The following is a 25,310-nucleotide window of genomic DNA, read 5'->3' as shown; positions in this document are numbered from 1 at the left end:
ATGACGCGTGGCTCCGGCCGCCCGGCACAACGGCGGGATGCCGCCGGCCGTGCGCATCGAGGAGGAAGACGTTGGTCCAGCAGGACCCGGCACCCCGCAGCGACTGGATCGTGGAAGTCGCCGGAGTGGACAAGAGCTTCGCGGGTGTCCAGGCCCTGCGCGGGGTGGACTTCCGTCTGCGCCCCGGTGAGGTGCACGCGCTCATCGGCGAGAACGGCGCCGGGAAGTCGACCCTGATCAAGGTGATGACCGGCGTGTACCGGGCCGACGCGGGCCGGATCCGCTTCGCGGGCGAGGAGTGTGCCTTCCGCAACCCCCTGGAGGCGCAGGCGGCCGGCATCTCCACCATCTACCAGGAGGTCAACCTCGTCCCGCTGATGTCGGTGGCCCGCAACCTGTGTCTGGGCCGCGAACCGCGCCGCTTCGGCCTCGTCGACGTAAGGGCCATGAACCGCTTCGCCCGCGAGACACTGGGGCGCCACGGCGTGGAGGTGGACGTCACGCGCCCGCTGGGTAGCCTCGGCCTGGGCGCCCAGCAGATGGTCGCGCTGGCCCGCGCCGTCCAACTCGACGCCCGTGTGGTCGTGATGGACGAGCCGACCTCGTCGCTGGAGCCCCGCGAGGTCGAGACCCTCTTCTCGGTGATCCGCGACCTCAAGCGGCAGGGGATCGCCGTCGTCTACGTCAGTCACCGCCTCGACGAGCTGTACGCGATCTGCGACCGGGTCACCGTCATGCGCGACGGCGCGGTCGTGCACAGCGGCGACATGGCCGGCCTGGAACGTCTGAAGCTCATCTCGCTCATGCTCGGCCGTGAGATGACCACCGTGCGGACCACGGGCGCCACGGCGTTCGGCGCCGGCCACCACGACCCGCACGAGGGCCCGCCGGCGCTCAGCGCCACCGGCCTGACCGTCCGGCACCGGGTGCACGGCGTCGACCTGGAGATCCACCGCGGCGAGGTCGTCGGGCTCGGGGGGCTGCTCGGAGCCGGACGCAGCGAGACCGCCAAGGCGATCACCGGCGCCCTGGCGACGGACGGCGGCACCGTCGAGGTGGACGGGTCCGTCCTGGCCCGCCGCAGTCCGGCGAATGCCATCCGGGCGGGCGTCGTCATGCTCGCGGAGGACAGGAAGACGGAGGGCATACTTCCCAACCTGTCCGTCAGGGAGAACATCTCACTGGCCCTGCTGCCGCGGCTGGCCCGTGCCGGGGTGGTCTCGCAGGCCAAGCAGGACGACGTCGTCCGCTTCTTCATGGAGCGTCTGCGCATCAAGGCGTCCGGCCCCGACCAGAAGGTCAGCGACCTCTCCGGCGGCAACCAGCAGAAGGTGCTCCTGGCCCGCTGGCTGTGCCTGGACCCCAAGGTGCTGCTGCTGGACGAGCCCACCCGCGGCATCGACGTGGGCGCCAAGGCGGAGGTGCAGGCGCTCGTCGACGAGCTCGCCGGCCAGGGCCTCGGCGTCCTGCTGATCTCCTCCGACCTGGAGGAACTCGTCGAGGGCTCGGACCGCATCGTCGTCCTCAAGGAGGGCCGGTCCGTCGGCCGTCTGCGGGGCGAGGACGTGACCGAGCAGGCGGTGCTCGACACGCTCGCCTCCGCGACCGGTTCCGGCGGAGCGGGGGGCGGGAGCGAGGGCGAGGGCTCGGGCGGCGGCTGCGCCGTACCGGACGACGAGGCCGCGTGCGACGACCAGCGGCACGGGCCGCGCCAGGAGCAGCCGACCGGACCCGCCCTGGCGGAGGAGGAGCGCCGATGACCCCCACGACCTGGGCCGCCGCGGACCTGCTGGACCGCGGCCGGCTGACCCGTCTGCTGCAGGCGTACGGCGTCTACGCCGCGCTGGTCGTCCTGTTCGCCGTGGCCGCGATCCTGGACACGTCGTTCCTGTCCGCGGGCAACGTCCGCATCCAGCTCTTCCAGGTCGCGCCGACCCTCATGGTCGCGCTCGGCATGGCGCTGGTGATCGGCACGGAGGGCGTGGACCTGTCGGTCGGCGCCGTCATCGCCCTGGCCGCCTCGGTCGTCCCGCTCTACCTCGGCTACGGCGCGCCGCTCGCGGTGCTGCTCGCCCTGCTGGCCGGTGCCGTCTCCGGAGCGGTCGGCGGCACGATGGTCGCCTACGCCCGCATCCAGCCGATCGTCGCCACCCTATCCCTCATGATCGGCCTGCGGGGTGTCGCCGAGCTGATCAACGGCAACTCGGCGAAGCCGGTGACCGACTCCGGGCTGCTGAGCCTCGGCGCGCACCAGGTCGCGGGCGTCCCCGTGATGGCGTGGATCACCGCGGTGTGCGCCGTGCTGACCGCTCTCCTGGTGCGCCGGACCACGTTCGGGCGGCAACTGGTCGCGATCGGGGACAACCGGCAGGCGAGCAAACTGGCCGGTCTCCCGGTGCGGCGCGTCCTCGTCACCGTGTACGTGCTGTCCGGCGTCCTCGCCGCGTTCGCCGGCGCGATGATCGTCGGGCACGGCGCCGAGGCGGACCCCGCCAACCAGGGCCTGAACATGGAGCTCAACGCCATCACCGCGGTCGTGGTCGGGGGAACCCCGCTGACCGGCGGCCGGATCCGCGTCCTCGGCACGGTGGCGGGCGCCCTGTTCATGCAGCTCATCACCGCCGTGCTCACCCAGCACGACGTGCACACGTCGTACACCCAACTCGTGGAAGCGGCCATCATCTGCTTCGCGGTCTACGCCTCACAGGAGCGCCGTACACGATGAGCCCCTCCGCCCTGCGACCCGCCACGCCGCGGCCTCGATCCACGTCCGACGCGGCACAGCCGGCCGCCCTGCGCGAACGCCTGGCGTCCCAGATCCAGCGCCGGGGCGCCCTGGTCGTACTCGTCCTGATGGTCGCCGTCGCCTCCGCGACCTCGACCACCTTCCCGACATGGTCCAACATCTCCGGCATCCTCGGCAGCAACGCCTTCGTGTGGCTGCTCGCCCTGGGCATGACTTTCGTCATCCTCACCGGTGGCATCGACCTGTCCGTCGGATCGATGTACGCGCTGGGCGGTGTCGTCGCCGCCTACGGCGCGCACACCGGCGGCACGTGGGCGGCCGTCGCCCTCCCCCTGCTCGCCGGCGCGGTGTGGGGTGCGGTCCAGGGGCTGCTCGTGGCGCGGGCCCGCATGGCCCCGTTCATCGTCACCCTCGCCGGCCTGCTGGGCGCGCGCGGGCTGCTGCAGGCACTGACGAACGAGGGGGCAACCACCTACCTCGTCCCCGCCGGCTCCGCCTTCCGGCACCTGGGCGAGGGCACCTGGGTGCCGGTGCTGATCGTCGCCGTACTGTTCGCGCTCGGTGCCCTCCTGCTCACCCGCACCCGGTTCGGCGCCACGGTCACCGCGATCGGAGGCAACGAGAACGCGGCGTCGCTGATGGGACTTCCGGTGGCCCGCACCAAGGTCCTCGTCTACGTCCTGTCCGCCACCACCGCCGCGGCCGCCGGCGCGCTCGGCAGCGCGCGGCTGGGCTCCGGCGTCACCACGATCGGCGTCGGGTACGAGCTGACGGCCATCGCGTCCGTGGTCATCGGGGGGACCCTCCTGACCGGCGGCAGTGGCTCGGTCGGCGGGACGGTGAGCGGCGTCCTGGTGCTGGCCGTCATCCACAACCTGATCGACCACTACTTCTCGCAGTACGGCTCCGCGTTCACGGACACGGTCAACGGCGCCTTCCTGGCCGTCGTTGTCCTGGCCCAGACCCTGCTCAGCCGCGCCCGGCAGGCGGACTGACCCGTCTCCACCGGGACGCGATCCGCGCCGGCCGGGGACGCCGCCGCCCGACAGAAGGAGTTCCGTGGGCGTCAGCCTGAAGGACGTCGCACAGCGCGCCGGAGTTTCCGTCAAGACTGTGTCGAACGTCGTGAACAACTATGTCCATGTCTCCCCCCGGACACGCGCGCGCGTGCAGCGGGCCATCGACGAACTCGGCTACCGGCCCAACCTGGTCGCCCGCCACCTCCGCAACGGCCGTACCGGCATCATCGCCCTGGCCGTGCCCGAGCTGGGCAACCCGTACTTCTCGGAGGTGGCCGGCGCCGTCATCGACGCGGCCGCGCGGCACGACTACACGGTGCTGCTGGACCACACGGCGGGGCTGCGGGAGAAGGAGGTCCTCGTCTGCCAGGGGTTCAGGACCCAGATCATCGACGGCCTCATCCTCAGCCCGATCCGGATGGAGACCGAGGACCTGCTGGCCCGGACGGGCACCTCCCCGCTGGTGCTCCTCGGGGAGCGCGAGTACGACGCCCCGTTCGACCACATCGCCATCGACAACGTGGCGGCGGCGCGCGCCGCGGTGCAGCACCTGATCGACACCGGCCGCCGCAGTATCGCGTTCCTCGGCGCCCGCCGTGAGAGCGCGCGGGAACCGGCCCATCTGCGGCTGCGGGGATGGCGGGAGGCGCACACCGCGGCCGGTCTGAAGCCCCCGGAGCCGCTGGTCGTCGCCACCGACGGGTACGACCGCCACGACGGGGCGACTGGCATGGCGGCCCTGCTGGACAGCGGGGAGCGGCCCGACGCGGTGTTCGCCTTCAACGACATGGTCGCGCTGGGCGCGATGCGGGTGCTCGCCGAACGGGGGCTGCGGGTCCCCCAGGACATCGCGGTGGCCGGGTTCGACGACATCGAGGAGGCCCGCTACGCGGCGGTGGCGCTGACGACGGTCGCCCCCGACAAGCAGGCCATCGCGCAGATCGCCGTCGACTGCGTCGTGGAACGCATCGCCGCCAGGACGGCGCCGGTACCGCGACGGATCCTCCCCGCCTTCGAGCTCGTGGTCAGGGAGTCCACGGTGGCGCGGGGCCGCTGAGCAACGGGCGCAGGCGGTTGCGTGCCGTCGAGCGGTTCGGCCGGCCTCTGCCACCCGTGGTGCCCCGGGCACCCTGTGCAGCGGATGCGGCACCCAGTGAACGGGGCGAGCCTGGAGGGGGATGGCGCTGCCGCTCGCACTGCTGTCAGGGTGGTTCACCGGATGAGAGGACTTGACCGTGTCGAAGAACGGTCTGCGCAGGGGCGACAAGGTCACGTGGAAGAGCCATGGGCAGACCGTTACCGGCAGGATCAAGAAGAAGATCACGGACCGCACCCGGGCCGCCGGCCGGACGGTCGCCGCATCGCCGGACGACCCGCAGTACGAGGTGGAGAGCGACAGGTCCGGGCGCTCGGCCGTGCACAAGCCCGGTGCGCTGCGCAAGAAGGGCAGGGACACGTGATGGCCGGTGGGCAGAGGCAGGACCGTGAGGACGTACTCGATGCCTTCCACGACGCGGTCAACATGGCCCCGGCCGAGCTGGAGAAGTGGCTGGAGACGGACGAGTCGCAAAGCGCCGGGCAGCGTGACGACGGCGAAAGCGTCGGTCATGCCTCCGGGCGGCGGATCGTCGAACTGCTGCGCACGAAGAAGGCCGACCTCGGCGACGACGACATCGCTCACATGCGCAAGGTCGTCGGCTACGTCCACCGCCACCTCGAACAGCGGCCCGGTCGCGACGTCACCGGCACACCCTGGCGCCATTCCCTGATGAACTGGGGCCACGACCCCCTCAAGTGAAGCTGTGGTCGCAGGGTGGGGGCGGCCTGCCGCGTCCGCCGGGGTTTGGGGCCGGGGGGAGGCCGCCCGTAGGTCAGGCGGTGTTGCCCGTGGCGGGCAGGGCGATTTGCACCAGCTACCAAGTGGTGTAGGCCGGGCGTGTTGACGCTGGATGCCGACGCTGCCTCGGGGGGGGGCCGCGGCCAGGGTGCCGGCGATGATTCCGGCGGCGGACCGGGTGGCTCGCGCGACCGGCTCCGCCCAAACGGCGGCGGGTTTCGGGCACTTCAGGCGTCCGCCCGCCGTCCTTGCAGTGGTCACCGGGCGGTGGTGCGGGAGAATGCGCGGCATGATCGAAGGCATCCACACCGAGAACGCCCCGTTCGTGCGCTTCGCCGACGGCACCGAGCCGCCCTTGTCCCAGGCCATCCGGGTGGGTGGCCTGGTCTTCACGTCCGGACAGGGGCCCCTGGACCCCGTGACGGGCGAGATACCGGTGGACTTCGCCGCTCAGGTGGCTCAGGTTCTGGACAATCTCGTCGCGGTCGTCGTGGCTGCCGGAAGCAGGAAGGACCTGATCGTCAAGTGCACCTGCTACCTCGCCGACAGGGGGGACTTCACGACGTTCAACCGGGTGTACCAGGAGTTCTTCGCGGACTGTTCGCCGTTGCCGGCCCGGACGACCGTCGTCACGCACCTCGTGCGCCAGGGCGTGCGGGTCGAGATCGACGGAGTTGCCTCCGTCGACTCGGCAGAACGGTAAGTCCCGGCGAGGTCGACTCGATCCGGCCCCGCCACGGACGGGGCGAGGACCGTGAAAGTACTCCCCCCTCATCCGGCACCGTCCGTCGGTGCTGGTGGGCCGGGTTCCATGGGGCCGAGGTGAACGGTGGCGGCCACCGGGGTTCCGGCGCGAAGGTGCGACCATGGCCGGTATGGATGTACGAGCCAGGAACCATGTGACGGTGACAGGCCGGGCGGGCGGGCCGGTGGTGATGCTCGCGCACGGGTTCGGCTGTGACCAGAACATGTGGCGGCTGGTGGCGCCGGTCCTGGAGCGCGACTTCCAGGTGGTCCTGTTCGACCACGTGGGGGCGGGACGGTCGGATCTGGCGGCCTGGAGCGAGGACCGCTACGCCTGGCTCGACGGCTATGCGCATGACGTGCTGGAGATCTGCCGCGAGCTGGATCGGGGCCCGGTGGTCTTCGTGGGGCACTCGGTGAGCGCCATGGTGGGCGTGCTGGCCGCCGCACGGGAACCCGGGTACTTCGCCGGCCTGATGCTGCTCACCCCCTCACCGTGTTACATCGACGATCCCGCCACCGGCTACCGGGGCGGGTTCAGCGCCGAGGACATCGAGGAACTGCTTCACTCGCTGGAGTCGAACTATCTGGGCTGGTCGGCGACGATGGCTCCGGTGATCATGGGGAATGCGGAGCGGCCGGAGCTGGGGCAGGAGCTGGCCAACAGCTTCTGCCGCACCGACCCGGAGATCGCCCGCGTCTTCGCCCGGGCCACCTTCCTGTCCGACAACCGCGCCGATCTCGAAGCGGTCACAGTCCCCACGCTGATCGCCCAGTGCTCCGACGACGCGATCGCCCCGCCGGAGGTGGGCGCCTTCGTCCACGCCCGCATCAAGGGCAGCGAACTGGTCACCCTGACCGCGACCGGTCACTGCCCGCAGTTGAGCGCACCCGAGGCGACCACGGCGGCGATCGCCTCGTTCGCCGCCAGAACCGCGCGGTGATGTGCGTGTCCGACGACGGTCACCACCACGAGGCAGGCTCCGCCGACGAGCAGGCGGCGTTCTCGGCGCTGCTGGAGGACAGCGTCGAGGACCTGTACGAGAACGCGCCCTGCGGATACCTGTCCACGCTGCTGGACGGACAGATCGCCAAGGTCAACACGACGCTGCTCGACTGGCTCGGCTACCGGCGTGAAGACCTGGTCGGGCGCCGGCGATTCTCCGACCTGCTCACCGTCGGCGGCAAGCTGTACCACGAGACCCACTTCGCTCCGCTGCTGTCCATGCAGGGCGAGGTCCGCGGCATCGCGCTGGAGCTGAAGGCCGCCGACGGCGCCCGCCTGCCCGTCCTGGTCACCTCCACCGTCAAGACCGGCACGGACGGGCAGCCGCTGCTGATCCGCACGACCGTCACCGACGCCCGAGACCGGCGTGCCTACGAGGCGGAGCTGCTGCGCGCCCGGCAGGAGGCCGACCGCGAACGCGACCGTCTCGAGGTCCTCGCGGCCACCCTGCAGCGCACCCTGCTCCCCCCGGTCCTGGACGACGTGCCCGGTCTGGACGTCGCCGCCCACTACCACATCGCCTCGATCGACGAGGTCGGCGGCGACTTCTACGACCTGTTCCCCCTCGCCGACGGCACCTGGGGCCTGTTCCTCGGCGACGTGTGCGGCAAGGGCGCCGCCGCGGCCGCCCTCACCTCGCTCACCCGCTACACCCTGCGCGCCGCCGCCGTCTACGATCCCGACCCCGCCGCCGTCCTCAGTAACCTCAACACGGTCCTGAACCACGAGTACGACGGCACCGACCCCCGGTTCTGCACCGTGATCTTCGGCCTGCTCACCCCCGGCGGCGACGAGGGAGGCTTCCGGATCACCCTGGCCAGCGGCGGCCATCCCCCGGCGGTCCTGATGCGCGCCGACGGCAGCGCCGACTACCTGCCCACGCCCGGCGGACAGCTCCTCGGCGTCCTGCCGGACGCCCACATCGCCCTCACCACCGTCCGCCTCGGCCCGGGCGACACCCTGCTGCTCTACACCGACGGCCTCACCGAAGCCCACACGGACCAATCCGGTGAACGCTACGGCGACGAATCACTTCTGGACTTCGCACGTTCCCTGTCCCCCACCAGCGCCTCGGACACGGTCCAGGCCCTGAGCGATCTGCTCGACGCCCTCGGCGCCGGCGTGGACGACGACACCGCCGTCCTCGCCGTCAACGTGCCCCGGCCCCTGAGTGAAGAGCAGCGGTGAACCCCCTGACCCCGACAACCGGCACCACCCCCGGCGGACCTGTCATCGAACTGGCCGCCGTCCCCGACCGCGTCCAGCCGATCTACCGCATCGTCGGCCGGGAACAGGTCTTCGCCACTCACGCCACCGTCGACGACGCGGCGGCCGCCTGGACGCCACCCACCTGATCAAACCAGCCGGTTGCCGCCGACGGTACGTCAGGATGTGCGTATGGCAGATGAAACGATCACTCCGCGCGCTGTCGCCGACCGTCATCTCGACCAGGTGGCCGCACACGACCCGATGACGTCGGCATGGCTGAACCTGAACCCCGGCGACGACCGGCAGCCCGACCTCTCGCCCGAAGGCTTCGAGGCGCACGCCGAGTTGGCACGGCACACCCTCGCCGCACTCGACGCCGCTCCCGCCTCGGACGACCCCGCCGACCAGGCCTGCGCCCGGCTGCTGCGCGAGCGCCTCACCTCCGAACTCGCGACGCACGACGCCGGCGAGAACTACCGGCAGCTGCGCACCGTGGGCGCACACGTCGACCAGGTGCGGACGATCTTCTCCTTCATGCCGACGGCCACCGACGAGGACTGGGCGGCCGTGGCCGGGCGGCTGCGCAACGTCCCGGGCGCGCTGGACGGTTACCGGGCCACCCTCACCGAGGGGATCTCGCGTGGCCTGCTCGCCGCTCCCCGGCAGGCCACCGGGGTGATCGGCCAGCTCACCGACTGGACGGGCGAGCGTGCCGGGCGGCAGGCGGGCGGGGACGCGGGCTGGTTCTCCGCCTTCGTCGCGGGCGGCCCCGACCGGTTGCGCCCCGAGTTGGACGCCGCGGCCCGCCAGGCCACCGTCGCCGTCGCCGAGTTCCGCGACTGGCTGCGCGACACGTACGTCCCCGCCGCGGCGGACACCCCGGACGCCGTCGGACGCGAACGCTACCTGCGCGCCGCCCGCCACAACACCGGTGCCGAGCTCGATCTGGACGAGGCCTACGCGTGGGGCTGGAGCGAGTTCCACCGGACACTCGCCGAGATGAGCGCCGAAGCCGACAAGGTCCTGCCCGGCTCCCCCTTCCTGGAGGCCATGCACCACCTGCAGGAGCACGGTCATGCCGTCAAGGGCGAGGAGGCGGTCCGGGACTGGCTGCAGCAGCTCATGGACGAGGCGATCACCGCCCTCGACGGCAGCCACTTCGACCTCTCGGGCCCGATCCGCAGGGTCGAGTCCCGAATAGCACCCACGGGCACCGCCTCCGGGCCCTATTACCAGGGCCCCAGTCTCGACTTCAGCCGCCCCGGCCGCACGTTCATGCCCACGCTCGGCCAGGACACCTTCCCCACCTGGCAGCTCGTCAGTATCTGGTACCACGAAGGTGTTCCGGGCCACCATCTCCAGCTCGCACAGTGGGTCGCGGTCGCCGACCGGCTCAGCCGCTACCAGGTCACCGAGGGCACCGTCAACGCCAACATCGAGGGCTGGGCCCTGTACGCCGAGCGCTTCATGGACGATCTGGGGTTCTTCTCCGAGCCCGCGCGCCGCCTCGGCTTCCTGAACGAACAGATGCTGCGTACGATCCGCGTGATCCTCGACATCGGCATGCACCTCGAACTCGCCATCCCCGCCGACTCGGGCTTCCACCCCGGCGAGCGCTGGACGCCGGCGCTCGCCACGGAGTTCATGGCCACCTACGACGGCAGCCCGGAAGCCCGCCGCAACAACGAGATCGACCGCTACCTCGGCTGGCCCGGCCAGGCCATCGGCTACAAGCTCGGCGAACGCGCCTGGCTCCAGGGCCGCGCGGCGGCCAAGCGCCGTCGTGGTGCCGCATTCGACCTCAAGGCCTGGCACATGAAGGCGCTCTCCCAGGGCTCGTTGGGGCTCGACGACCTGGTGGACAACCTCGCGGCACTGTGACCCGCGGCGAACGTGGCCGCCGGGCGGTCTTGTGCAGCGGACGGGCGGCCTGCGCGGGTGCGGACACCGGCCCCCGCTTCCGCACTCCGCGCGATGCCGACTCGCTCGACAGCGGGCAGGATGGAGGGGAACGCGGCCGTGGAGACCGGTGATGTTCGAGGCGGACGACATGGACGGACGAGGAAGCATGCGCACTCCGGATGACGAGCGCGACGGTGGTCCCCCGGTCGGGGTGCGGCCTCGCTCCGAGGTGCTGTCCGTCCTCGACGCCCTGACGACGGGCCGGGGAGCCGAATCGCCCCAGTTCCGGGCCGGACAAGCGGTGGTGTACGAGTGGGCGCTGGGCCGGGCCGAGAGTTCCCCGGTCACCGCCCGCTCCGTACGGGATGCGCCTGATCTCGGACTGATGACGGCCGAACTGGACGCGGTAACCGTTCAGTTGGAGGACACGGGGAACCTGCCCGGCAACACCGACTATCTGCGCGGGCTACGCGCCGGTCTGATCTGGCTGTGCGGCTACGGAGCCGCACCGGGCTGAGCGGAACCGGCCCGGTGGTGTCATGGCCGCAGAGCCTTGCGCGCCGGGCCGCGTTCGTCGGCGGTCCCGTTGCGGCGGGGCCCGCGTCGCACGGTGAGCGCGGGGGCGACCCGGTGCCACCAGTGGCGCCGCCGTGGGTGGACGGCCCGGCCGAGGCGGCGGCCGAGCAGCAGGTAGGCCAGCAGGGCGCCCGTCGTGTTGAGGAGTACGTCGTCGATGTCGAAGGCACGCCCGGTGATCACGGTGCCTTGAATCAGCTCGACCATGAGCATCACCAGGGCCGCGACGATCCCGACCCGGACGAGGCCCCGGGCCTTCGGTACCAGGACGGGCAGGAGCAGGCCGAACGGCATGCCGAGCACGATGTTGCCGCCGAGTTGCTTGGCCGTGTCCTGAAAAGCCGGCCGGTCCAGGTACGCCCGGATCGAGTCACCCGGCCGCAGGTTGTTGTGCGTCAGCGCCGCCGACGCCGATTTCGGCTCCAGCGTCAGCTTGGCCAGCACCACCGCGAAGAGCACCATCCCGGCCAGGGCGACCAGCATCACCACCGCCCGTAACCAGGAAGGGAACAGCCTGCCTGAATCTCGACGACGTACGGATGTCACGTTGGCGTCCCCTTCCTCGTGCACCGACGCTGCTGTCGTGCCCGGCGGGGGCCCTTCGCCCGGCCTGCGGAACCGTCTACCCCCGGCCCGCGGCGGCATTCCGTCGTACAAACGGCGGGGCGGGAGCGCAAGGACGAATCGGCACACGCGCGGCGCCGGGCTGTCAAGCCCCGAAATGCAGTGAGGTGACGCGGACCTGCGGCACCGGGCCTACTGGAAGCACCCCCTTCCCAGCAGATCCACAAGGAGAATTCCCATGGCTGTGCCGCCCCCCTTCGCTCCCCGGCCGTCCGAACCGAACGGATACGGTGCCTGGTCCCCCGCCGCCCCGCAGACCGGCCCGGACACAGGTGGTGGCCGCGGCGGCGCCGCTTTCGTGGAAGGCCAGGTGCGCGGGACGCAGATCAGGTCCGAGTACCGCGGCCAGAACCAATCGGAGGTGATCTTGAGCTTCCGCGTGGAGCGGTACGACGCCGTCGGCAACCGGATCCTGCTCGTGCCCGTCGAACTGCGCGGACTGTCCGTCGAGGGCTCCCTCGCTGACGGCGACCGGGTGCGCGCCGACGGCCGTATGAAGTCCGGAACCCTGCGTGTCACCCGGGTGGAGAACCTCACCACCGGCACCTCGGTGGTTGCCAAGGGCATCCCGAAGCCCCTGCTGGTCATTGCCGGGATCCTGATCGCCGCGATCGCCGCCTTCGTCGTCTGGGGCCTCTCCACCGTCCTCTTCGGCTCCCCGGGCCCCCCGGCCGGCTTCCCTGGCGGCGGGTGAGACCGTCGTGACGACCAGGGTACGGACCACGGCAGACCCCGCCGCGCGGCGCGCGGCGGGGTCTGCCGTGACCGGGTTCAGCAGCTCATGGTCCAGGTGTGGGAGCCGCCCTGGTCGTTCGCGCTCGCGTTGTAGCCGACCTCCTGCCCGGGGGCGAGGCAAATGGTGACGCGGCCGGTCAGCTCACGTCCCTCGTACACCTTCACGTGGTCCTTGACGCCGGGGCCCGAGATGCCGTGGTTTGCCCACGAGGAGTCCTGCTTGAACATGTCGCCCTCCCACCAGTGGTCGTCACCGCTGTGCTCGATCTTCAGGCCGGTGAAGTTCGCGTCCGTCCAGACGCAGAAGTTCCCGGTCCCGCACGGAACGGCCAGAGCCGGGCTCGCGGTGCCGGCGAGGACTGAGCCGAGGGACAGCAGGGTGGCGGTGAGGAGAACCGTGAGGCGCTTCATCATGATGACCTTCCTGGGGTGGAGCTGTTGCTGAGCAGGGCGGTTGCTTCGGTCAGGGCATGGGCCCGAAGCCGCTGCCACTCGGCGAGTTCGGCACGGTGCCGGGCTCGGACCTGCGGCAGGCTGCGGTGCGTGTAGTCGGCCTCGGGCTCGAAGTTGTCGACGACCACCGAGGTGCGGAACCAGGCGGCCTGGTCGCCGTACAGCCGCCTCTGCGCGGCGGCGAGACAGCCGTCGGTGTGGGCCCGTACGACATAGCCGGTGGGCAGAGTGAGGGAGAGCTGGGCCGGCCCGGTGCCGAACAGGGCGTCGGTGACCCGCTGCCCTTCGGCGGCCGGCACGGACTGCCCCGGGCGAGGGGCCGTGAGCCCCTTGTGCCGTAGACAGGAGTCGGTCAGCTTCACGGTCGCCGCAGTGATGATCTCTTCCTGGCTCGGACGTGCGGGCGCCGAGCCGCAGCCGGTCAGAACCGCGGTGACCACGAGGAACGTGCCGGTCGATCGCGCTACGGCTCGCATCCCCCGGCGTGACAGCGACCGGCCCGGCTTCGATGCCGGAAAGGCCCTCGCCACGCCCCTGGTTTCACGATCCCGGTCGTCCGGCTGCTGCGTCTCACCCACGGCGACATGGTGCCGTCCGGTCGATCATGAAAGGGGTGCGATCAGGGCCGGAACACCCTCAACGGGTGATCATTTCCTTCCCCGGTGGTCAGTGCCCTGCGCGGAGTTGACGCTGCCGGCCGGCCCGCCATGCTTTCGGGCAGCGCGGCGAGGGAACTCGGCCTCGCATGATGCACATGGGCGCGGCCCGGGAGCGCACGCCGTGAAAGCGGTCGTAGCGGCGCTGGGCAGAACCTGTCTGATCGGCGCGGCCACCGGGCTGCGGAGCCAGTGCGGGCTGGCAGCGGTGTCCTGGACGACCGCCCCTCCCGCTGACGTTCCGGGAGGATCCGGTTGCTCAGGTGGAGCGGGTCAGACCCCCCTGCTGGCCCGGCCGTGGGTCCGGGGTGCCACCCTCGCGGCCGCGGCCGGGGAGTTCGTCGCGGACAAGTCGTCGCGCGTGCCCAGCCGCCTCTCTGCCGCGGGTCTCGGCCCCCGCCTGGTCATGAGCGTCCTGGCCGCCGTACTGCTCGCCCGGCGCGAGCGACCCCGGCCGTCGCTGATCGCGACGGCCGTCACCGGCGCTTCGGCCGCCGTGGCGTCCTCGTACGCCGGCACCCGCTGGCGCCTGGTGGCGGGGCCTCGTGCCCAGGCTCTCGCCCCCGTGGCGGAGGATTTCGTGGCGCTGGTCCTGGCCTGGGCCGCCTGCAAGCGGACCACCGGGCCCGCGCACGCCGCCGGGCAGCCCAGCACCGGCACAAGTACCGCTCCGCGTGGAACGGAGCAGATCACCTGGGTACAGGACCGCGGTGACGGTGAGCGGCCGCCGGCCTGAGCGGTGAGCGGTGACGGTCGCCGGGTGCGGTGGGTCAGCCCGGGGCGATCCGGTGGATCGCCAGGAGGTCCGAGCGGCGCAGGGTCGCGTCGGAGGGTGCGCACACGAGGCGCCCCACGCGGGTCGGAGGGGTGGGGCGGACGCGGTCACCGTGCACGGCCGCCTCCACGCCGGCGCGCAGGCGTTCACCGCATCGGCGGTAGAAGCGCAGTTGGGTGCGGCGGCCGAACAGCCGCCACCCGAAGGTGGTGACGCGGCCCAGGGTGGGCGCGCCCTGCGAGTAGCTGGAGACCATGAACCGCACCTCGCCCGTGTCCTGCCGTTTGACCACCTCGTAGGTCACCTTGCCGCGTTCCAGGTGGCCTTCCAGGGTCTCGTAGGCCCATCCCCAGACGCGTTCGGTGTCGTCGCGGGTCTCGTCGACCACTTCGGTGACCCGGACTCCGCAGTAGAAGTGCAGGCCGTGGAAGCGGGCCTCCAGCAGCATGTCGCGGCCGAGGAGGGGGGCCGCGGGGTCGTAGAGGGCCCGGATGATCTCCGGTGGGGAGAAATCGTAGTCGCGCACGAGGGCGCAGGCCTGTTCCCAGGGGCCGCCGGGCTCCGGGGGGCCCGGGCGTTCCGGCGGAAGGGGGGTGCGGTGGGTGTCGATGTTCCAGGAGGGCCGGCGGACCTCGTCGGCCGAGTAGTTGACGTGGGCGTCCACGAGCGCTCTCCAAGCCCGTACGGCGTCCAGCCGGCCGAAGGCCACATCACCCAACGGGATCACTCGGGTTTCGCAGCGCTTCCCCGATCAGCCACAGCATCGGTGGCCACAGGCCGACGAAGAGTGCGCGTCGCTCAGCGTTTCCGCGTTGCTCCTGGTCGATGGTCTTGGCGCGTACCCACAGGGTCAGGCAGAGTCCGATGGCCGCGAACGAGGCGACATGCAGGTGGTCGCTGCGCGCACCCGCGCGGTGCAGGAGCCGGACCACCGTCATGAGGGGCCTCCGGGGTCGTGTGCTTGTTCCGTCGACGCTTTGCCCGCACCGATACATCAAGATATACACATATTTATTCCATATGCGATGCATGACCGGCCCGAAGGGGCGCCCATGTCGGGACCGAACCGTCCTCGGGTTGTCAGCGTGCTCGCCCGGTGGTTGCTGGGCACCGCCCTGGTCACCTGGCGCTACCTCTGGGAGACGACGCCCCTGCACCGCGGTGCCGAGCGGCGGGGCGAGGAGACGGACCGGCCGCCGCGGTTGCCCGCCGGCACGGTCGACGACCAGGTGCAGCGGGCGGAGGACGGTTACGGCCCCCTGTACCACCGGCGTTTCCGGGTGCGCGTCGCCGAGGCCCGGCTCGGTGCCGGGCGGCTGATCGACTGGGTCGGCGACGACTTCAAGCACTTCGTCCCGACCGAGGTGGTCGACATCCACACCGGTGAGCTGGGCGAGCGTGGCCTGGACGTCGCCGACGAGGTGCTGGTCGAGATGCCGGGGCCCTGGAACGGGCCGGTCAGGGTCGTCGGCCGGGATTCCGGATGCCTGCATCTGGCGACTCTTTTGGGCCATATGGAGGCCGGTCAGGTGCAGTTCCGGGCCCGCGAGGAGGACGGCCTGCTCGTGTTCGAGATCGAGCTCTGGGCGCGCTCCAGCAACCGCCTGGTACACCTGCTCTACTCGCACCTGCGGCTGGCGAAAGAGATCCAGTTCAACATGTGGGTCCGGTTCTGCCTGGCGGCCGCCGCGGCCTCGGGAGGGCGCGCGGTGGACGGTGTGCACATCACCACCAGCCGCCTCGACTTGCCGCGAGGGGCAGCGGCGCGAGGGGTGTCCTGACCGACCGGGGCAGGCAGTGACAGGCAGGGAAGGGACGGCCGGTGACCGACAACCCTCTGAAGAACCGGACCATCGTCATCACCGGCGCGGCCCGGGGGATCGGCGCGGCGCTGGCGCGCGAGTTGTCCCGGCGCGGGGCACGGCTGGCGCTGCTCGGCCACGAGGGGCCCCGGCTGGAGGCGCTGGCCGCGTCCCTGCCCACGCCCTCCCTCGCGATCGAGGTCGACGTCACCGACGACTCCGCGCTCCACGAGGCGGCGCGCACGGTCCGGAGCCGGCTCGGCAGGCCCTCGGTGGTCGTGGCCAACGCCGGGGTCGCCGAAGGCGGGCCGTTCGCGACGTCGGACCCCGCCACATGGCGCCGTGTCATCGACGTGAACCTGACGGGGAGCGCCCAGACCGCGCGGGTCTTCCTGCCCGATCTGACGGAGACGGCGGGCTATTTCCTGCAGGTCGCCTCGCTCGCGTCGCTGGGTGCCACCCCGATGATGAGTGCCTACTGTGCCTCCAAGGCAGGGGTGGAGGCCTTCGCCCACGCGCTGCAGGCCGAAGTCGCGCACCAGGGCGTCGCTGTGGGCGTCGCCTATCCCGCCTGGATCGGCACCGACATGATCCGTGACGCCGAGCGGTTCACTGCGATGCACGAACTGCGCACCCGGATGCCGGCGGTCGCTCACCGCGTCCACTCGGCCGACGCGGTCGCCGCCCGGCTGGCGGACGCGGTCGAGCGCCGTCGTACCGCCGTCTACTTCCCGGCGTGGCTGCGGGCGCTCCAGGCGGTGCGCGCCGTCGTACCTCCTGTCCTGCTGCGGGTCTCGCGCCACGACCTGCCGCGCGTGGACGCGGGACGGCCACTGCGTTCCACCGGCCTGCTCGGGGCCGGTGGAACGGCCGACGACGTGGCCCGTTCTCGCAGCGAGGGCGGTCGGCGCTGAGAACCGCCTTCAGCCGCCCGGCTTCGGTCCGCGAGGTGGCAGCATGCAATCTTTACCTGGAGCAAAGGTTTTTCGCCTCCGTCCTTCCGTACGGGCTGATGACATGTCGTCAGCCCTGGGAGGCACCATGCCGTTGTCGCGCGCCAGGATCGGAACCGTCTTGGTGGGCGGAGCGATGAGTGTGACGCTCGCCGCGCTGGCCTATCCGAGCATGCTCGGTCTCCAGCACGTGTCCAGCAATGGAGCGCGCGTGATCGCCAGCACTCCGTACGGTCCGCTCACCGAAGCCGACCGGAACTTCGTCGTCTTCGTGCGCTCAGCAGGACTGTGGGAGTACCCGTCCGGGCAGCTGGCTCTGAAGAAGGGGACGACCAAGGCCGTACGGACCGCCGGGCAGCACCTGGTCATCGGCCACGCGGCCCTCGACGCCAGCTGCCGCAAGATCGCCCCCGAGCTGGGCATCACGCTGCCGAACCAGCCCACCCCCCAGCAGCAGGGCTTCCTCAACAAGCTGACGTCGGACAGTGGCAAGCAGTTCGACTCGGACCTGGCCAACATCCTGCGCGTCACGCACGGCTCGATCTTCTCCTCCATCGCCAAGATCCGCGCCACCACGGAGAACACGCTCGTGCGGCAACTGGCCGAGCAGGCCAACAACGTCGTGCTGGACCACATCAGGCAGATGGAGGCCACCGGGCTGGTCAACTTCGACCAGGTCAACTTCCAGGAGACCACTCCCCCGAAGCTTCCCTCGCCGCAGGTCACCCCGCCGGTGCCGCCGGCCGGGCAGCCCGTCGTGGTGCTCACACCGCCGCCGGGGGTTCCCACGGACGGGATCCCGACGGGGCCGCCCGTGGGCGCGCCCTCGGCATCACCGACCGGCGGGTGACCTCCCCGGCCGGCCCCGGTCACCATCTGCCGCCTCCCCCCCCGCGGGCTCGTACGCCTGAGGGCGTGTGCCGGGGATCTCGGGCGGTACGACGCGGGGCCCCCTCGCCAACTCCCTTTCATCACCTCTTACTTCACACCTTGACGCAAGTGGTCCGTACCTTTAGTTTCACCGGGCGACCCCACTCTCGTGCGTGCGCCCGTCCGTTCACCTGCTGAACGCGCCGGGAGTGCGTCACCCCCCACGAAAGGCCACCCCTTCATGGCCAGACCGAGGCCCCTGCCCGCATCCGCCGTCCTGGCGGTCACCGCTCTCACCCTGTCCACGGGTCTGCTCACCGCGTCCCCCGCCCAGGCCGCCACCGGCGCCATCACCGGCCTCGCCGGAAAGTGCCTCGACGTCGCCGGCGCCGACTCCGCGAACGGTACGGCCGTCCAGCTCTACGACTGCAACGGCACCGCCGCCCAGCAGTGGAGCGTCGGCAGTGACGGCACCCTCCGGGCGCTCGGCAAGTGCCTGGACGTGACCGGCAACTCGACGTCCGACGGCGCCACGGTGCAGCTGTGGACCTGTACCGGTGGCGCCAACCAGAAGTGGACGGTCACCGCCGCCCACGACATCGTCAACCCGCAGGCGAACAAGTGCCTGGACGTCACCGGCAACTCGTCCGCCAACGGCACTCGGGCGCAGATCTGGAGCTGCACCGGCGGGGCCAACCAGAAGTGGACGGCTCCCGCCTCCGGCGGCGACAGCCCGTCCGCGCCGATGGCCGTGGCGCCGTACCTCTACAACGGCTGGGGCGACCCGCCGAACCCCAGCACCATCACCCAGGCCACCGGCGTGAAGTGGTTCACGCTCGCGTTCGTACTCAGCAACGGCTACTGCAATCCGCAGTGGGACGGCAGCCGGCCGCTGACCGGCGGGGTGGACCAGCGGACCATCGACACCGTGCGCGGCAACGGCGGCGACGTCATCCCCTCCTTCGGCGGCTACAGCGGCAACAAACTGGAGAGCTCCTGCTCCAGCGCGGGGGAACTCGCGTCCGCCTACCAGAAGGTGATCAACGCCTACGGTCTGAAGGCCATCGACATCGACATCGAGGCGGACGCCTACAGCAACCCCACGGTGCAGCAGAGGACCGTGGACGCCCTGAAGACCGTCAAGACGAACAACGCGGGCCTGAAGGTCTACATCACCATCGGCACCGGCCAGAGCGGACCCGACACCAGCCTGATCAACCGGGCCGCCTCCTCCGGGCTGACCGTCGACGCCTGGGCCATCATGCCCTTCGACTTCGGCGGCGCCGGACAGAACATGGGCAACCTCACCACCCGGGCCGCGGAGGGACTGAAGAACGCCCTCAAGAACGCCTACGGCTACAGCGACGACCGGGCCTACCGGGACATGGGCATCTCGTCCATGAACGGAATCACCGACAACAACGAGACCGTCACCGTCAACGACTTCAGGACCATCCTCGCCTACGCCCAACAGCACCACCTCGCCCGCCTGACGTTCTGGTCCGCCAACCGCGACCGGCCCTGCACCGGCGGCAGCGCCGACAGCTGCTCCGGCGTCAACCAGTCCGACTGGGACTACACCCGCGTCTTCGCCGCCTACACCGGCTGAACCCGTCCCCGCCCGAAGGCGCCCTCATGAGAATGAGGGCGCCGGCCGAGCTGTGCGGCCGCTCCCACGTGGTCGTGGCCCGTTCGCCGTGCGCCTAAAATCGCGAGGGTGACGGCAGGAACAAGTGACATCGAGAAGGCGGCCGAGGTACTGCGCGCCGGAGGGCTGGTGGCCCTCCCGACCGAGACCGTCTACGGTCTGGGCGCCGACGCCGAGAACCCCGCGGCGGTCTCCCGCATCTTCCACACGAAGGGACGTCCGCCCTCCCACCCGCTGATCGTCCACCTCGGTGGCGCCGAGCAGCTGGACGACTGGGTCGAGGACGTGCCGGAGACGGCCCGCCTGCTGGCCGAGCACTTCTGGCCGGGGCCGCTCACGCTCGTCCTTCGGCGCGGTCCCCGCGTCCCCCTCGAAGCGACCGGCGGGCTGGAGACCGTGGCCGTACGCGTGCCCGACCACCCCGTCGCACTCGCGCTGCTGTCGGCGTTCGGCGGCGGTGTCACGGCCCCGTCCGCCAACCGGTTCGGCTCGGTCAGCCCCACCACGGCACAGCACGTCCGCGCGGAACTCGGTGACGCCGTCGACTTCGTCCTCGACGGAGGCTCCTGCGAGGTGGGGGTCGAGTCGACCATCGTCGACGCCACCGGCGAGACGCCGACCATCCTCCGGCCCGGCGGAGTGACGCGCGAGGACCTCGAAGCGGTGCTGGGGCGCACGCTCGCGGTCCCCTCCACGAGCCACGTACGCGTGCCGGGCCAGCACCCGTCCCACTACGCGCCACGCGCGCGCGTGGTCCTCGTCGAGCCCGGCAAGGTCGTCACCGAAGCGCGGCTCGCGCAGGAACGGGGGCACCGGGTGGGTGTCTTCCTGCCCGCCCCCCTCGCCGGCACCCCCGTGAAGGCGCACGCCGTGGTGACCGTCCCGGACTCGACGGCCGCCTACGCGCGCGGGCTGTACGGCTACCTGCGCGAACTCGACCACGCCGGCTGTGACCTCATCATCGCCTCCCTGCCGGCCGAGGAGGGGCTGGGGCTGGCGATCGCCAACCGCCTGCGCCGCGCCGCGGGTCCCCGGACCACCGTGTGAAGCGAACGCGGCGCGCACGGTCTGCGACGCTCGGCACGGGGTAGGGAACCACGGCCGGGGCACTCGGCCGACCGGACCGGGACGGGCCGGCGGCCGGCCCTGGGGAAGGGGCGGTGTGGCCGTGGCAATGGGAGAGCGTGCCGAAGGCGTGGTGTGGGCGGTGGTCGCCGATGACGGTCAGGTGCTGCTGGTGGCGCGAGCCGACGGGTGGGGGCTGCCCTCGGGCACGCCGGAACCCGCCGAGACGGCCGGGGCGACCGCCGAGCGCGCTGTCTACGAGCTGACCGGCTACCTCGTGGACGGCTCCCAGCCGCTGCGGCCCGCGGACGACGGCCTGACGGTCGTGGTGTGCCCGCTGCTGAGCGAGTCCCCGTCCGAGGGCGCATCCCTCACACAGGAGGAGATTCGCTGGGTCCCCTTCGCGGAGGCCGCCGACGCCGGCCTGCCCGGAGCCGCGCGTGATTATCTGCGGGGGCACACGTCCGTGTGAGGAGCCCTTCGACGTTTGCTCGTCATGGGTTTCGGAGGGTGTTGAGCCGGGCTGCCTGACGGGTGAGGTGGTCGCGTTCGGCGAGGTTGAGCGCCTGGTGGGCGGCCTCGGCGTAGAGCCGTGCCGCCGTCGCGAGGTCGCCGTCGCGTTCGTGGAGGTACGCCGCCACCGCGGCGTGGCGGGGCAGTGAGGCGTCCAGCGCGGCGAGTGCCGCGAGGCCGGCGCGCGGTCCGTCGGCCTCCCCCACGGCGACCGCGCGGTTGAGCAGGACGACCGGGCTGTCGGTCAGCCGCGCGAGCTCGTCGTACCACTCGACGATCTGCACCCAGTCGGTCTCCTCGGTGGTGGGCGCGTCGGCGTGGAGGGCGGCGATGGCGGCCTGGGCCTGGAACTCGCCCAGCCGGTCGCGGGCGAGGGCCGCCTGCAGGACGGCGACGCCCTCGGCGATCAGCGCGGTGTCCCACCGGCGGCGGTCCTGCTGGGCGAGCGGCACCAGGCTGCCGTCGGGCGCCGTCCGGGCGGCCCGCCGGGCGTGGTGGAGCAGCATCAGGGCGAGCAGCCCGCCCACCTCGGGGTGGTCGACGCGGGCGGCGAGCTGCCGGGTGAGCCGGACGGCCTCGGCGGCGAGGTCGACGTCACCGGAGTAGCCCTGGTTGAAGACCAGGTAGAGCACGCGCAGCACGGTGGAGACGTCACCTGGCCGGTCGAAGCGGACGCCGGACACGGTCCGCTTCGCCCGGCTGATGCGCTGCGCCATCGTCGCCTCGGGCACGAGGTAGGCCTGGGCGATCTGCCGGGTGGTGAGCCCGCCGACGGCACGCAGCGTGAGCGCGACGGCGGAGGAGGGCGTGAGCGAGGGGTGGGCGCAGAGGAAGTAGAGCTGGAGGGTGTCGTCCACCGCGGGCGCGGGCCCGGGCGCCGGTTCCTCGTCGACGCGGTCCTCACGCCTGCGGCGGGCGGCGTCCGACCGGGTCGCGTCGAGGAACTTGCGCCAGGCCACGGTGACCAGCCAGCCCTTGGCGTCGCGGGGCGGATCGGCAGGCCAGACGCGGACGGCCTCCACAAGGGCTTCCTGTACAGCGTCCTCGGCCGCCGCGAAGTCTGCTCCGCGGCGGACGAGGACGGCGAGCACGCCCGGGGTGAGGCTCCTGAGCAGGACCTCGTCCATCGGCGAGGTCACTCCGTGACGGCGCAGTGCTCGGCCATGAACGGGCGCACCTCGAGCCACTCGTGGATGGGCCTGCCACCGGCGCCGGGGGCGGCCGACAGTTCCCCCGCCAGTTCGAGGGCGCGCTCGTAACTGTCGACGTCGATCACCATCCAGCCGGCGATGAGGTCCTTGGTCTCCGCGAAGGGCCCGTCGGTGACCGGCGGTCGGCCCTCACCGTCGTAGCGGACCCAGGCTCCCTCGGGGGCGAGCGCCTGGCCGTCGACGTACTCGCCGGTCTTCTCCAGCCGGGCCGCGAAGTCGTTCATGTACCGGACGTGTGCCGAGATCTCCTCGGGGCTCCACTGGTCCATCGGCACGTCGTTGACGGCGGCCGGGGCGCCGCGGTAGTGCTTCAGCAGCAGGTACTTGGCCATGACGGTTCTCCTCGGTGCTGGTGCGGCCCATTGTGGCCGCCTTCACCCCGGGGACGGAGCCGGACGCGGGTTCTCGACATCGTCGCCCGATTTTTTTCGCGGCCGGGGGGCGTCGCGAGACCACGCGGACGGCGCCGCCGGGGTCGCCGGGATCTTGATGCCGATGAGGCAGGTGTCGTCGTCCGTGTCGGACTTGCTGTAGGTGAGCAGGTGGTCCAGCCGCTCCCCCAGGGTGTCGACCGGGCGCTCGGCGGTGAGGAGGAGCTGGGCCAGGGATTCCTGCACGCCGGTGTCGCGCCGCTCGATCAGTCCGTCGGTGTACATCAGCAGGGTGTCGCCCTGCTGGAGCTGTGTCTCGCTCTCCTCGTACTCGGCGTCGGGCAGGGCGCCGAGCAGCAGGCCCCGGGTCAGGGGGAGCTTGGTCGCGCCTCCGGTGCGGACGAGGACGGGGGGCAGATGGCCGGCCCGGGCCCAGCGCAGGGTGCGGGTCCGGGGGTCGTACAGTCCGCACACCGCGGTGGCGGTGACCTGGTCGGTGAGGTGGTGGGCGACGTTGTTGAGCCAGGCCATGAGCTGGCCGGGACCGGCTCCCGTCATGGCGAGTCCGCGCAGCGCGTTGCGCAGGACGACCATGCCGGTGGCGGCGTCGATGCCGTGTCCGGCGACGTCCCCGACGCACAGCAGTACCTGGTCGGAGGGCAGGACGACGGCGTCGTACCAGTCGCCGCCGACGAGGGCCTCGGATTCGGCGGGCCGGTAGCGCACCGCGACCTGCAGGCCGGTGACTTCGAGCGGGCCGTGCGCCGGGGGCATGATGGCGTGCTGCAGTTGCAGGGCGAGGCGGTTGCGCTCGGCGGACTCCTGCTCGGTGTGGGCGAGTTGGTCGCGGGTGGCCGCCAGGGCCACCTCGGTCCAGTGCTGGGCCGAGATGTCCTGGTAGGCGCCCCTGATGAGGAGGAGCCGGCCGGCGGAGTCCGTCTCGGGTTCGGCGGCGACGCGGATGTGCCGGGTGACGCCGTCGGAGCGCTGGAGCCGGAACGCGGCGGTGGCGGGACGGGTGTGGTGCAGGACGGTGCGCAGGAAGCGGCCGATGGCTACGGCGTCGTCCGGGTGGGCGTGCCCGGCCAGGTCGTGCAGGGCGAGCGGGCCGGCGGCGGGCGGGCGGCCGTAGAGGGTGAAGAGTTCGTTGTTCCAGGTGATCTCGCGGGTGGTGAGGTTCTCCTCGAAGCCGCCGATCTGGCCGAGCCGTTGGGCGTGCTGGAGGATGCTCGCCAGGCGGACCGCCTCGTCCTCCGTGCGCCAGATCATCAGCAGGCCGCCGCCGTGCCGGCTGATGCTGATGTCGGCGACGGCCGTGAGCGGTACTTGGTCGATCTGGGTGGGCAGGGCCACGCGTCTGGCGCGGAACGGTTCTCCGGTCGCGTACGTCCGCTCCAGCTGGCCGTAGAGGTCGCTGCCGCCGACCGCCAGGGGGTAACTCTCCAGGATCAGGGTGCCGTTGAGGGCGCTGCGCGGGCGTCCGGCCGGGTCCTGGAAGCGGGTGTTGATGTGGTAGATGCGGAAGTCGGTGAGCCGGCCGTCGGCGTCGAGGTGCGGGGTGAGGACGAGGGCGGGGTCGTAGAGCCCGTCGGAGAGGTCCGCGAGTTCGGCCGAGGCCGAGCCCTGGCCGAGCGGGCGGGCGGGGCCGCCCTCGCCGTCGGGACGGTTCTCCAGGGTGTGGGCGCACAGCTCGGCGAGGGCTTCGAGCTGTCGTTCCACGGCGGGGGGCTGCTCGGTGAGCGGCTGAGGCCAGCAGATCTCCAGCACGCCGTAGATCCGGCCGCCCGTGCCGGCGCAGATGGCGACGCGGCCGCCGTCCGGGCACTGGGTCTGGCCGATGGAGGGCGCCTGCGCCGTCATGGAGGGGATGTACGCGGTGCAGCGGTCGGTGAGGGCCCGGCGGGCCACCGTGGCGACGCCGGGCGGTACGTAGCGCCAGCGGTCGGCCTCGTCGTCGCTGAAACCGGCGTGTCCGCTCAGGGTGAGGGAACCGTCCCGGCCCGCGCTCCATACGGCCACGGCGGTCGCGCCCAGGGGGGTCAGCGCGTGCTGGAGGAGGGATTCGGCGACGGCCTGGGTGTCGTCGGCGGCGAGCGCGGCGCTCTCCACGGCGCGCAGCCGTACGGCGAGGGAGGCGTGGGTCTGATCGTCCGTGTCGGCGCTGATGCGCTGTATGAACTGGGACGCCACCTGGGCCACATGGTCGCGGGCGGCCTGGTTGATGATGTCGGCGGCCAGTTCCAGTTCGGACGTGCCGGAGCGCGCCGCGAGTTCGGCGAGCTGCCGGGCGGCCTGGGTTGGCCCGCAGTGGAGCCGCTCGATCATGACGCCCTTGGCCACCTCGAGCAGTGCCCGGCCGTCGGCGGCCGCGCGGGCGGCGTCCACCTCGGCGCGCAGCCGTTCCACGGTGGCGGCGAGCCGGCCGACCGCGGCGGCGTCCTGGGCGGCGGTCGTCTGCGGTACGTCGGTGACCTGCGGTACGGCGGCCTGCGGCGGTACGGCGGTGGGCTGCGGGGCGGCGTTGCCGCGTTCGAGGTCGGTGTGCGGGGCGGCGGCCCCGTGCTCGGGGTCGTTGTGCGGGGTGGTGGGCACGGT

The 25,310-nt window shown here is 71.8% G+C and carries 28 protein-coding genes; 20 read left to right on the top strand and 8 right to left on the bottom strand.

What is annotated here, in order from left to right:
* Positions 1-71: 71 nt before the first annotated feature.
* The 12 genes from ABZ854_RS13890 (at position 72) to ABZ854_RS13835 (ending at position 10,980) form a co-directional block, all read left to right on the top strand.
* Positions 72-1,760: a sugar ABC transporter ATP-binding protein gene (locus ABZ854_RS13890; RefSeq protein ID WP_361209124.1), complete on the top strand. Its 1,689-nt coding sequence runs from the start codon at positions 72-74 to the stop codon at positions 1,758-1,760.
* On the top strand, positions 1,757-2,725 hold the full coding sequence (locus ABZ854_RS13885) for an ABC transporter permease (protein WP_361209121.1): 969 nt from the start codon (positions 1,757-1,759) through the stop codon (positions 2,723-2,725). The genes ABZ854_RS13890 and ABZ854_RS13885 overlap by 4 nt, the downstream gene beginning before the upstream one ends.
* Complete coding sequence (locus ABZ854_RS13880; protein ID WP_361209118.1) at positions 2,722-3,741, top strand: ABC transporter permease; 1,020 nt, start codon at positions 2,722-2,724, stop codon at positions 3,739-3,741. Before ABZ854_RS13885 ends, ABZ854_RS13880 begins: the two co-directional genes overlap by 4 nt.
* A 64-nt stretch (positions 3,742-3,805) precedes the next feature.
* Entirely contained in the window at positions 3,806-4,822 is a 1,017-nt protein-coding gene (locus ABZ854_RS13875; RefSeq protein ID WP_361209115.1) for a LacI family DNA-binding transcriptional regulator, read from the top strand.
* A 172-nt stretch (positions 4,823-4,994) separates the two neighbouring features.
* Positions 4,995-5,225: a DUF2945 domain-containing protein gene (locus tag ABZ854_RS13870; RefSeq protein ID WP_361209112.1), complete on the top strand. Its 231-nt coding sequence runs from the start codon at positions 4,995-4,997 to the stop codon at positions 5,223-5,225.
* Positions 5,225-5,563 (top strand): DUF3140 domain-containing protein, encoded by a 339-nt coding sequence (locus ABZ854_RS13865; protein WP_361209109.1) that lies wholly within the window; start codon positions 5,225-5,227, stop codon positions 5,561-5,563. The genes ABZ854_RS13870 and ABZ854_RS13865 overlap by 1 nt, the downstream gene beginning before the upstream one ends.
* Before the next feature lie 328 nt (positions 5,564-5,891).
* Positions 5,892-6,305 (top strand): Rid family hydrolase, encoded by a 414-nt coding sequence (locus tag ABZ854_RS13860; protein ID WP_361209106.1) that lies wholly within the window; start codon positions 5,892-5,894, stop codon positions 6,303-6,305.
* Between the two features lie 172 nt (positions 6,306-6,477).
* Entirely contained in the window at positions 6,478-7,290 is an 813-nt protein-coding gene (locus ABZ854_RS13855) for an alpha/beta hydrolase (RefSeq protein ID WP_361209200.1), read from the top strand.
* 5 nt (positions 7,291-7,295) lie between these two features.
* The gene (locus ABZ854_RS13850) at positions 7,296-8,540 is read left to right on the top strand and encodes a SpoIIE family protein phosphatase (protein ID WP_361209103.1); all 1,245 of its coding nucleotides are present in this window, start codon (positions 7,296-7,298) and stop codon (positions 8,538-8,540) included.
* Positions 8,537-8,707, top strand: a complete 171-nt coding sequence (locus ABZ854_RS13845; protein WP_361209100.1) for a hypothetical protein — start codon at positions 8,537-8,539, stop codon at positions 8,705-8,707. The genes ABZ854_RS13850 and ABZ854_RS13845 overlap by 4 nt, the downstream gene beginning before the upstream one ends.
* Positions 8,708-8,750: 43 nt before the next feature.
* Positions 8,751-10,442: a DUF885 domain-containing protein gene (locus ABZ854_RS13840; RefSeq protein ID WP_361209098.1), complete on the top strand. Its 1,692-nt coding sequence runs from the start codon at positions 8,751-8,753 to the stop codon at positions 10,440-10,442.
* Between the two features lie 187 nt (positions 10,443-10,629).
* The gene (locus ABZ854_RS13835) at positions 10,630-10,980 is read left to right on the top strand and encodes a hypothetical protein (protein WP_361209095.1); all 351 of its coding nucleotides are present in this window, start codon (positions 10,630-10,632) and stop codon (positions 10,978-10,980) included.
* Positions 10,981-11,000: 20 nt separating this feature from the next.
* On the opposite strand, the gene ABZ854_RS13830 is transcribed toward ABZ854_RS13835, so the two are convergent.
* Positions 11,001-11,585, bottom strand: coding sequence for a VanZ family protein (locus ABZ854_RS13830; protein WP_361209092.1), 585 nt, complete (start codon positions 11,583-11,585; stop codon positions 11,001-11,003).
* 256 nt (positions 11,586-11,841) lie between these two features.
* On the opposite strand from ABZ854_RS13830, the gene ABZ854_RS13825 reads away from it, so the two are divergent.
* On the top strand, positions 11,842-12,357 hold the full coding sequence (locus ABZ854_RS13825) for a hypothetical protein (RefSeq protein WP_361209089.1): 516 nt from the start codon (positions 11,842-11,844) through the stop codon (positions 12,355-12,357).
* A gap of 77 nt (positions 12,358-12,434) precedes the next feature.
* Here ABZ854_RS13825 and ABZ854_RS13820 read toward each other — a convergent pair whose 3' ends face one another.
* Positions 12,435-12,809, bottom strand: a complete 375-nt coding sequence (locus tag ABZ854_RS13820) for a peptidase inhibitor family I36 protein (RefSeq protein WP_361209197.1) — start codon at positions 12,807-12,809, stop codon at positions 12,435-12,437.
* The gene (locus ABZ854_RS13815) at positions 12,809-13,327 is read right to left on the bottom strand and encodes a hypothetical protein (RefSeq protein WP_361209086.1); all 519 of its coding nucleotides are present in this window, start codon (positions 13,325-13,327) and stop codon (positions 12,809-12,811) included. Before ABZ854_RS13815 ends, ABZ854_RS13820 begins: the two co-directional genes overlap by 1 nt.
* Before the next feature lie 304 nt (positions 13,328-13,631).
* Between ABZ854_RS13815 and ABZ854_RS13810 the strand changes: the two genes are divergently transcribed.
* On the top strand, positions 13,632-14,243 hold the full coding sequence (locus ABZ854_RS13810; protein ID WP_361209083.1) for a hypothetical protein: 612 nt from the start codon (positions 13,632-13,634) through the stop codon (positions 14,241-14,243).
* A 34-nt stretch (positions 14,244-14,277) separates the two neighbouring features.
* Here ABZ854_RS13810 and ABZ854_RS13805 read toward each other — a convergent pair whose 3' ends face one another.
* Positions 14,278-14,991: a DUF1990 family protein gene (locus ABZ854_RS13805; RefSeq protein ID WP_361209195.1), complete on the bottom strand. Its 714-nt coding sequence runs from the start codon at positions 14,989-14,991 to the stop codon at positions 14,278-14,280.
* Position 14,992: 1 nt separating this feature from the next.
* Positions 14,993-15,220 (bottom strand): hypothetical protein, encoded by a 228-nt coding sequence (locus ABZ854_RS13800; protein WP_361209080.1) that lies wholly within the window; start codon positions 15,218-15,220, stop codon positions 14,993-14,995.
* 114 nt (positions 15,221-15,334) lie between these two features.
* On the opposite strand from ABZ854_RS13800, the gene ABZ854_RS13795 reads away from it, so the two are divergent.
* From ABZ854_RS13795 to ABZ854_RS13770, 6 genes are all read left to right on the top strand, one after another.
* The gene (locus ABZ854_RS13795; RefSeq protein WP_361209077.1) at positions 15,335-16,063 is read left to right on the top strand and encodes a DUF1990 domain-containing protein; all 729 of its coding nucleotides are present in this window, start codon (positions 15,335-15,337) and stop codon (positions 16,061-16,063) included.
* Positions 16,064-16,104: 41 nt separating this feature from the next.
* A complete protein-coding gene (locus ABZ854_RS13790; protein WP_361209074.1) occupies positions 16,105-16,998 on the top strand; it encodes an SDR family oxidoreductase in 894 nt (297 codons plus the stop codon).
* A 127-nt stretch (positions 16,999-17,125) separates the two neighbouring features.
* On the top strand, positions 17,126-17,887 hold the full coding sequence (locus ABZ854_RS13785) for a DUF4142 domain-containing protein (protein ID WP_361209072.1): 762 nt from the start codon (positions 17,126-17,128) through the stop codon (positions 17,885-17,887).
* 261 nt (positions 17,888-18,148) lie between these two features.
* Entirely contained in the window at positions 18,149-19,516 is a 1,368-nt protein-coding gene (locus tag ABZ854_RS13780) for a lectin (RefSeq protein ID WP_361209069.1), read from the top strand.
* A 108-nt stretch (positions 19,517-19,624) separates the two neighbouring features.
* The gene (locus ABZ854_RS13775; protein WP_361209066.1) at positions 19,625-20,602 is read left to right on the top strand and encodes an L-threonylcarbamoyladenylate synthase; all 978 of its coding nucleotides are present in this window, start codon (positions 19,625-19,627) and stop codon (positions 20,600-20,602) included.
* Between the two features lie 127 nt (positions 20,603-20,729).
* Positions 20,730-21,092 carry an NUDIX domain-containing protein gene (locus ABZ854_RS13770; RefSeq protein WP_361209192.1) on the top strand — a complete coding sequence of 121 codons (363 nt, stop codon included), beginning with the start codon at positions 20,730-20,732 and terminating at the stop codon, positions 21,090-21,092.
* Between the two features lie 22 nt (positions 21,093-21,114).
* On the opposite strand, the gene ABZ854_RS13765 is transcribed toward ABZ854_RS13770, so the two are convergent.
* From ABZ854_RS13765 to ABZ854_RS13755, 3 genes are read right to left on the bottom strand one after another with little or no spacing between them, the layout of a single operon-like run.
* Positions 21,115-22,260 carry a DUF6596 domain-containing protein gene (locus tag ABZ854_RS13765; protein WP_361209063.1) on the bottom strand — a complete coding sequence of 382 codons (1,146 nt, stop codon included), beginning with the start codon at positions 22,258-22,260 and terminating at the stop codon, positions 21,115-21,117.
* Positions 22,261-22,268: 8 nt separating this feature from the next.
* Positions 22,269-22,676 (bottom strand): YciI family protein, encoded by a 408-nt coding sequence (locus ABZ854_RS13760; RefSeq protein ID WP_361209061.1) that lies wholly within the window; start codon positions 22,674-22,676, stop codon positions 22,269-22,271.
* A gap of 42 nt (positions 22,677-22,718) precedes the next feature.
* Positions 22,719-25,307, bottom strand: coding sequence for a SpoIIE family protein phosphatase (locus ABZ854_RS13755; protein WP_361209058.1), 2,589 nt, complete (start codon positions 25,305-25,307; stop codon positions 22,719-22,721).
* Positions 25,308-25,310 lie beyond the last annotated feature (3 nt).

The organism is Streptomyces sp. NPDC047028 (genome assembly GCF_040644095.1).
GTDB lineage: Bacteria > Actinomycetota > Actinomycetes > Streptomycetales > Streptomycetaceae > Streptomyces.
This window is presented reverse-complemented; position numbering and strand designations above follow the sequence as displayed.

Coding starts and splice junctions, on each gene's coding strand:
- ABZ854_RS13885 (WP_361209121.1), top strand. CDS start 1,757: ATGACCCCCACGACCTGGGCCGCCGCGGACCTGCTGGACCGCGGCCGG.
- ABZ854_RS13880 (WP_361209118.1), top strand. CDS start 2,722: ATGAGCCCCTCCGCCCTGCGACCCGCCACGCCGCGGCCTCGATCCACG.
- ABZ854_RS13865 (WP_361209109.1), top strand. CDS start 5,225: ATGGCCGGTGGGCAGAGGCAGGACCGTGAGGACGTACTCGATGCCTTC.
- ABZ854_RS13860 (WP_361209106.1), top strand. CDS start 5,892: ATGATCGAAGGCATCCACACCGAGAACGCCCCGTTCGTGCGCTTCGCC.
- ABZ854_RS13855 (WP_361209200.1), top strand. CDS start 6,478: ATGGATGTACGAGCCAGGAACCATGTGACGGTGACAGGCCGGGCGGGC.
- ABZ854_RS13840 (WP_361209098.1), top strand. CDS start 8,751: ATGGCAGATGAAACGATCACTCCGCGCGCTGTCGCCGACCGTCATCTC.
- ABZ854_RS13835 (WP_361209095.1), top strand. CDS start 10,630: ATGCGCACTCCGGATGACGAGCGCGACGGTGGTCCCCCGGTCGGGGTG.
- ABZ854_RS13825 (WP_361209089.1), top strand. CDS start 11,842: ATGGCTGTGCCGCCCCCCTTCGCTCCCCGGCCGTCCGAACCGAACGGA.
- ABZ854_RS13820 (WP_361209197.1), bottom strand. CDS start 12,809: ATGAAGCGCCTCACGGTTCTCCTCACCGCCACCCTGCTGTCCCTCGGC.
- ABZ854_RS13815 (WP_361209086.1), bottom strand. CDS start 13,327: ATGCGAGCCGTAGCGCGATCGACCGGCACGTTCCTCGTGGTCACCGCG.
- ABZ854_RS13800 (WP_361209080.1), bottom strand. CDS start 15,220: ATGACGGTGGTCCGGCTCCTGCACCGCGCGGGTGCGCGCAGCGACCAC.
- ABZ854_RS13795 (WP_361209077.1), top strand. CDS start 15,335: ATGTCGGGACCGAACCGTCCTCGGGTTGTCAGCGTGCTCGCCCGGTGG.
- ABZ854_RS13785 (WP_361209072.1), top strand. CDS start 17,126: ATGCCGTTGTCGCGCGCCAGGATCGGAACCGTCTTGGTGGGCGGAGCG.
- ABZ854_RS13780 (WP_361209069.1), top strand. CDS start 18,149: ATGGCCAGACCGAGGCCCCTGCCCGCATCCGCCGTCCTGGCGGTCACC.
- ABZ854_RS13770 (WP_361209192.1), top strand. CDS start 20,730: ATGGGAGAGCGTGCCGAAGGCGTGGTGTGGGCGGTGGTCGCCGATGAC.
- ABZ854_RS13765 (WP_361209063.1), bottom strand. CDS start 22,260: ATGGACGAGGTCCTGCTCAGGAGCCTCACCCCGGGCGTGCTCGCCGTC.
- ABZ854_RS13760 (WP_361209061.1), bottom strand. CDS start 22,676: ATGGCCAAGTACCTGCTGCTGAAGCACTACCGCGGCGCCCCGGCCGCC.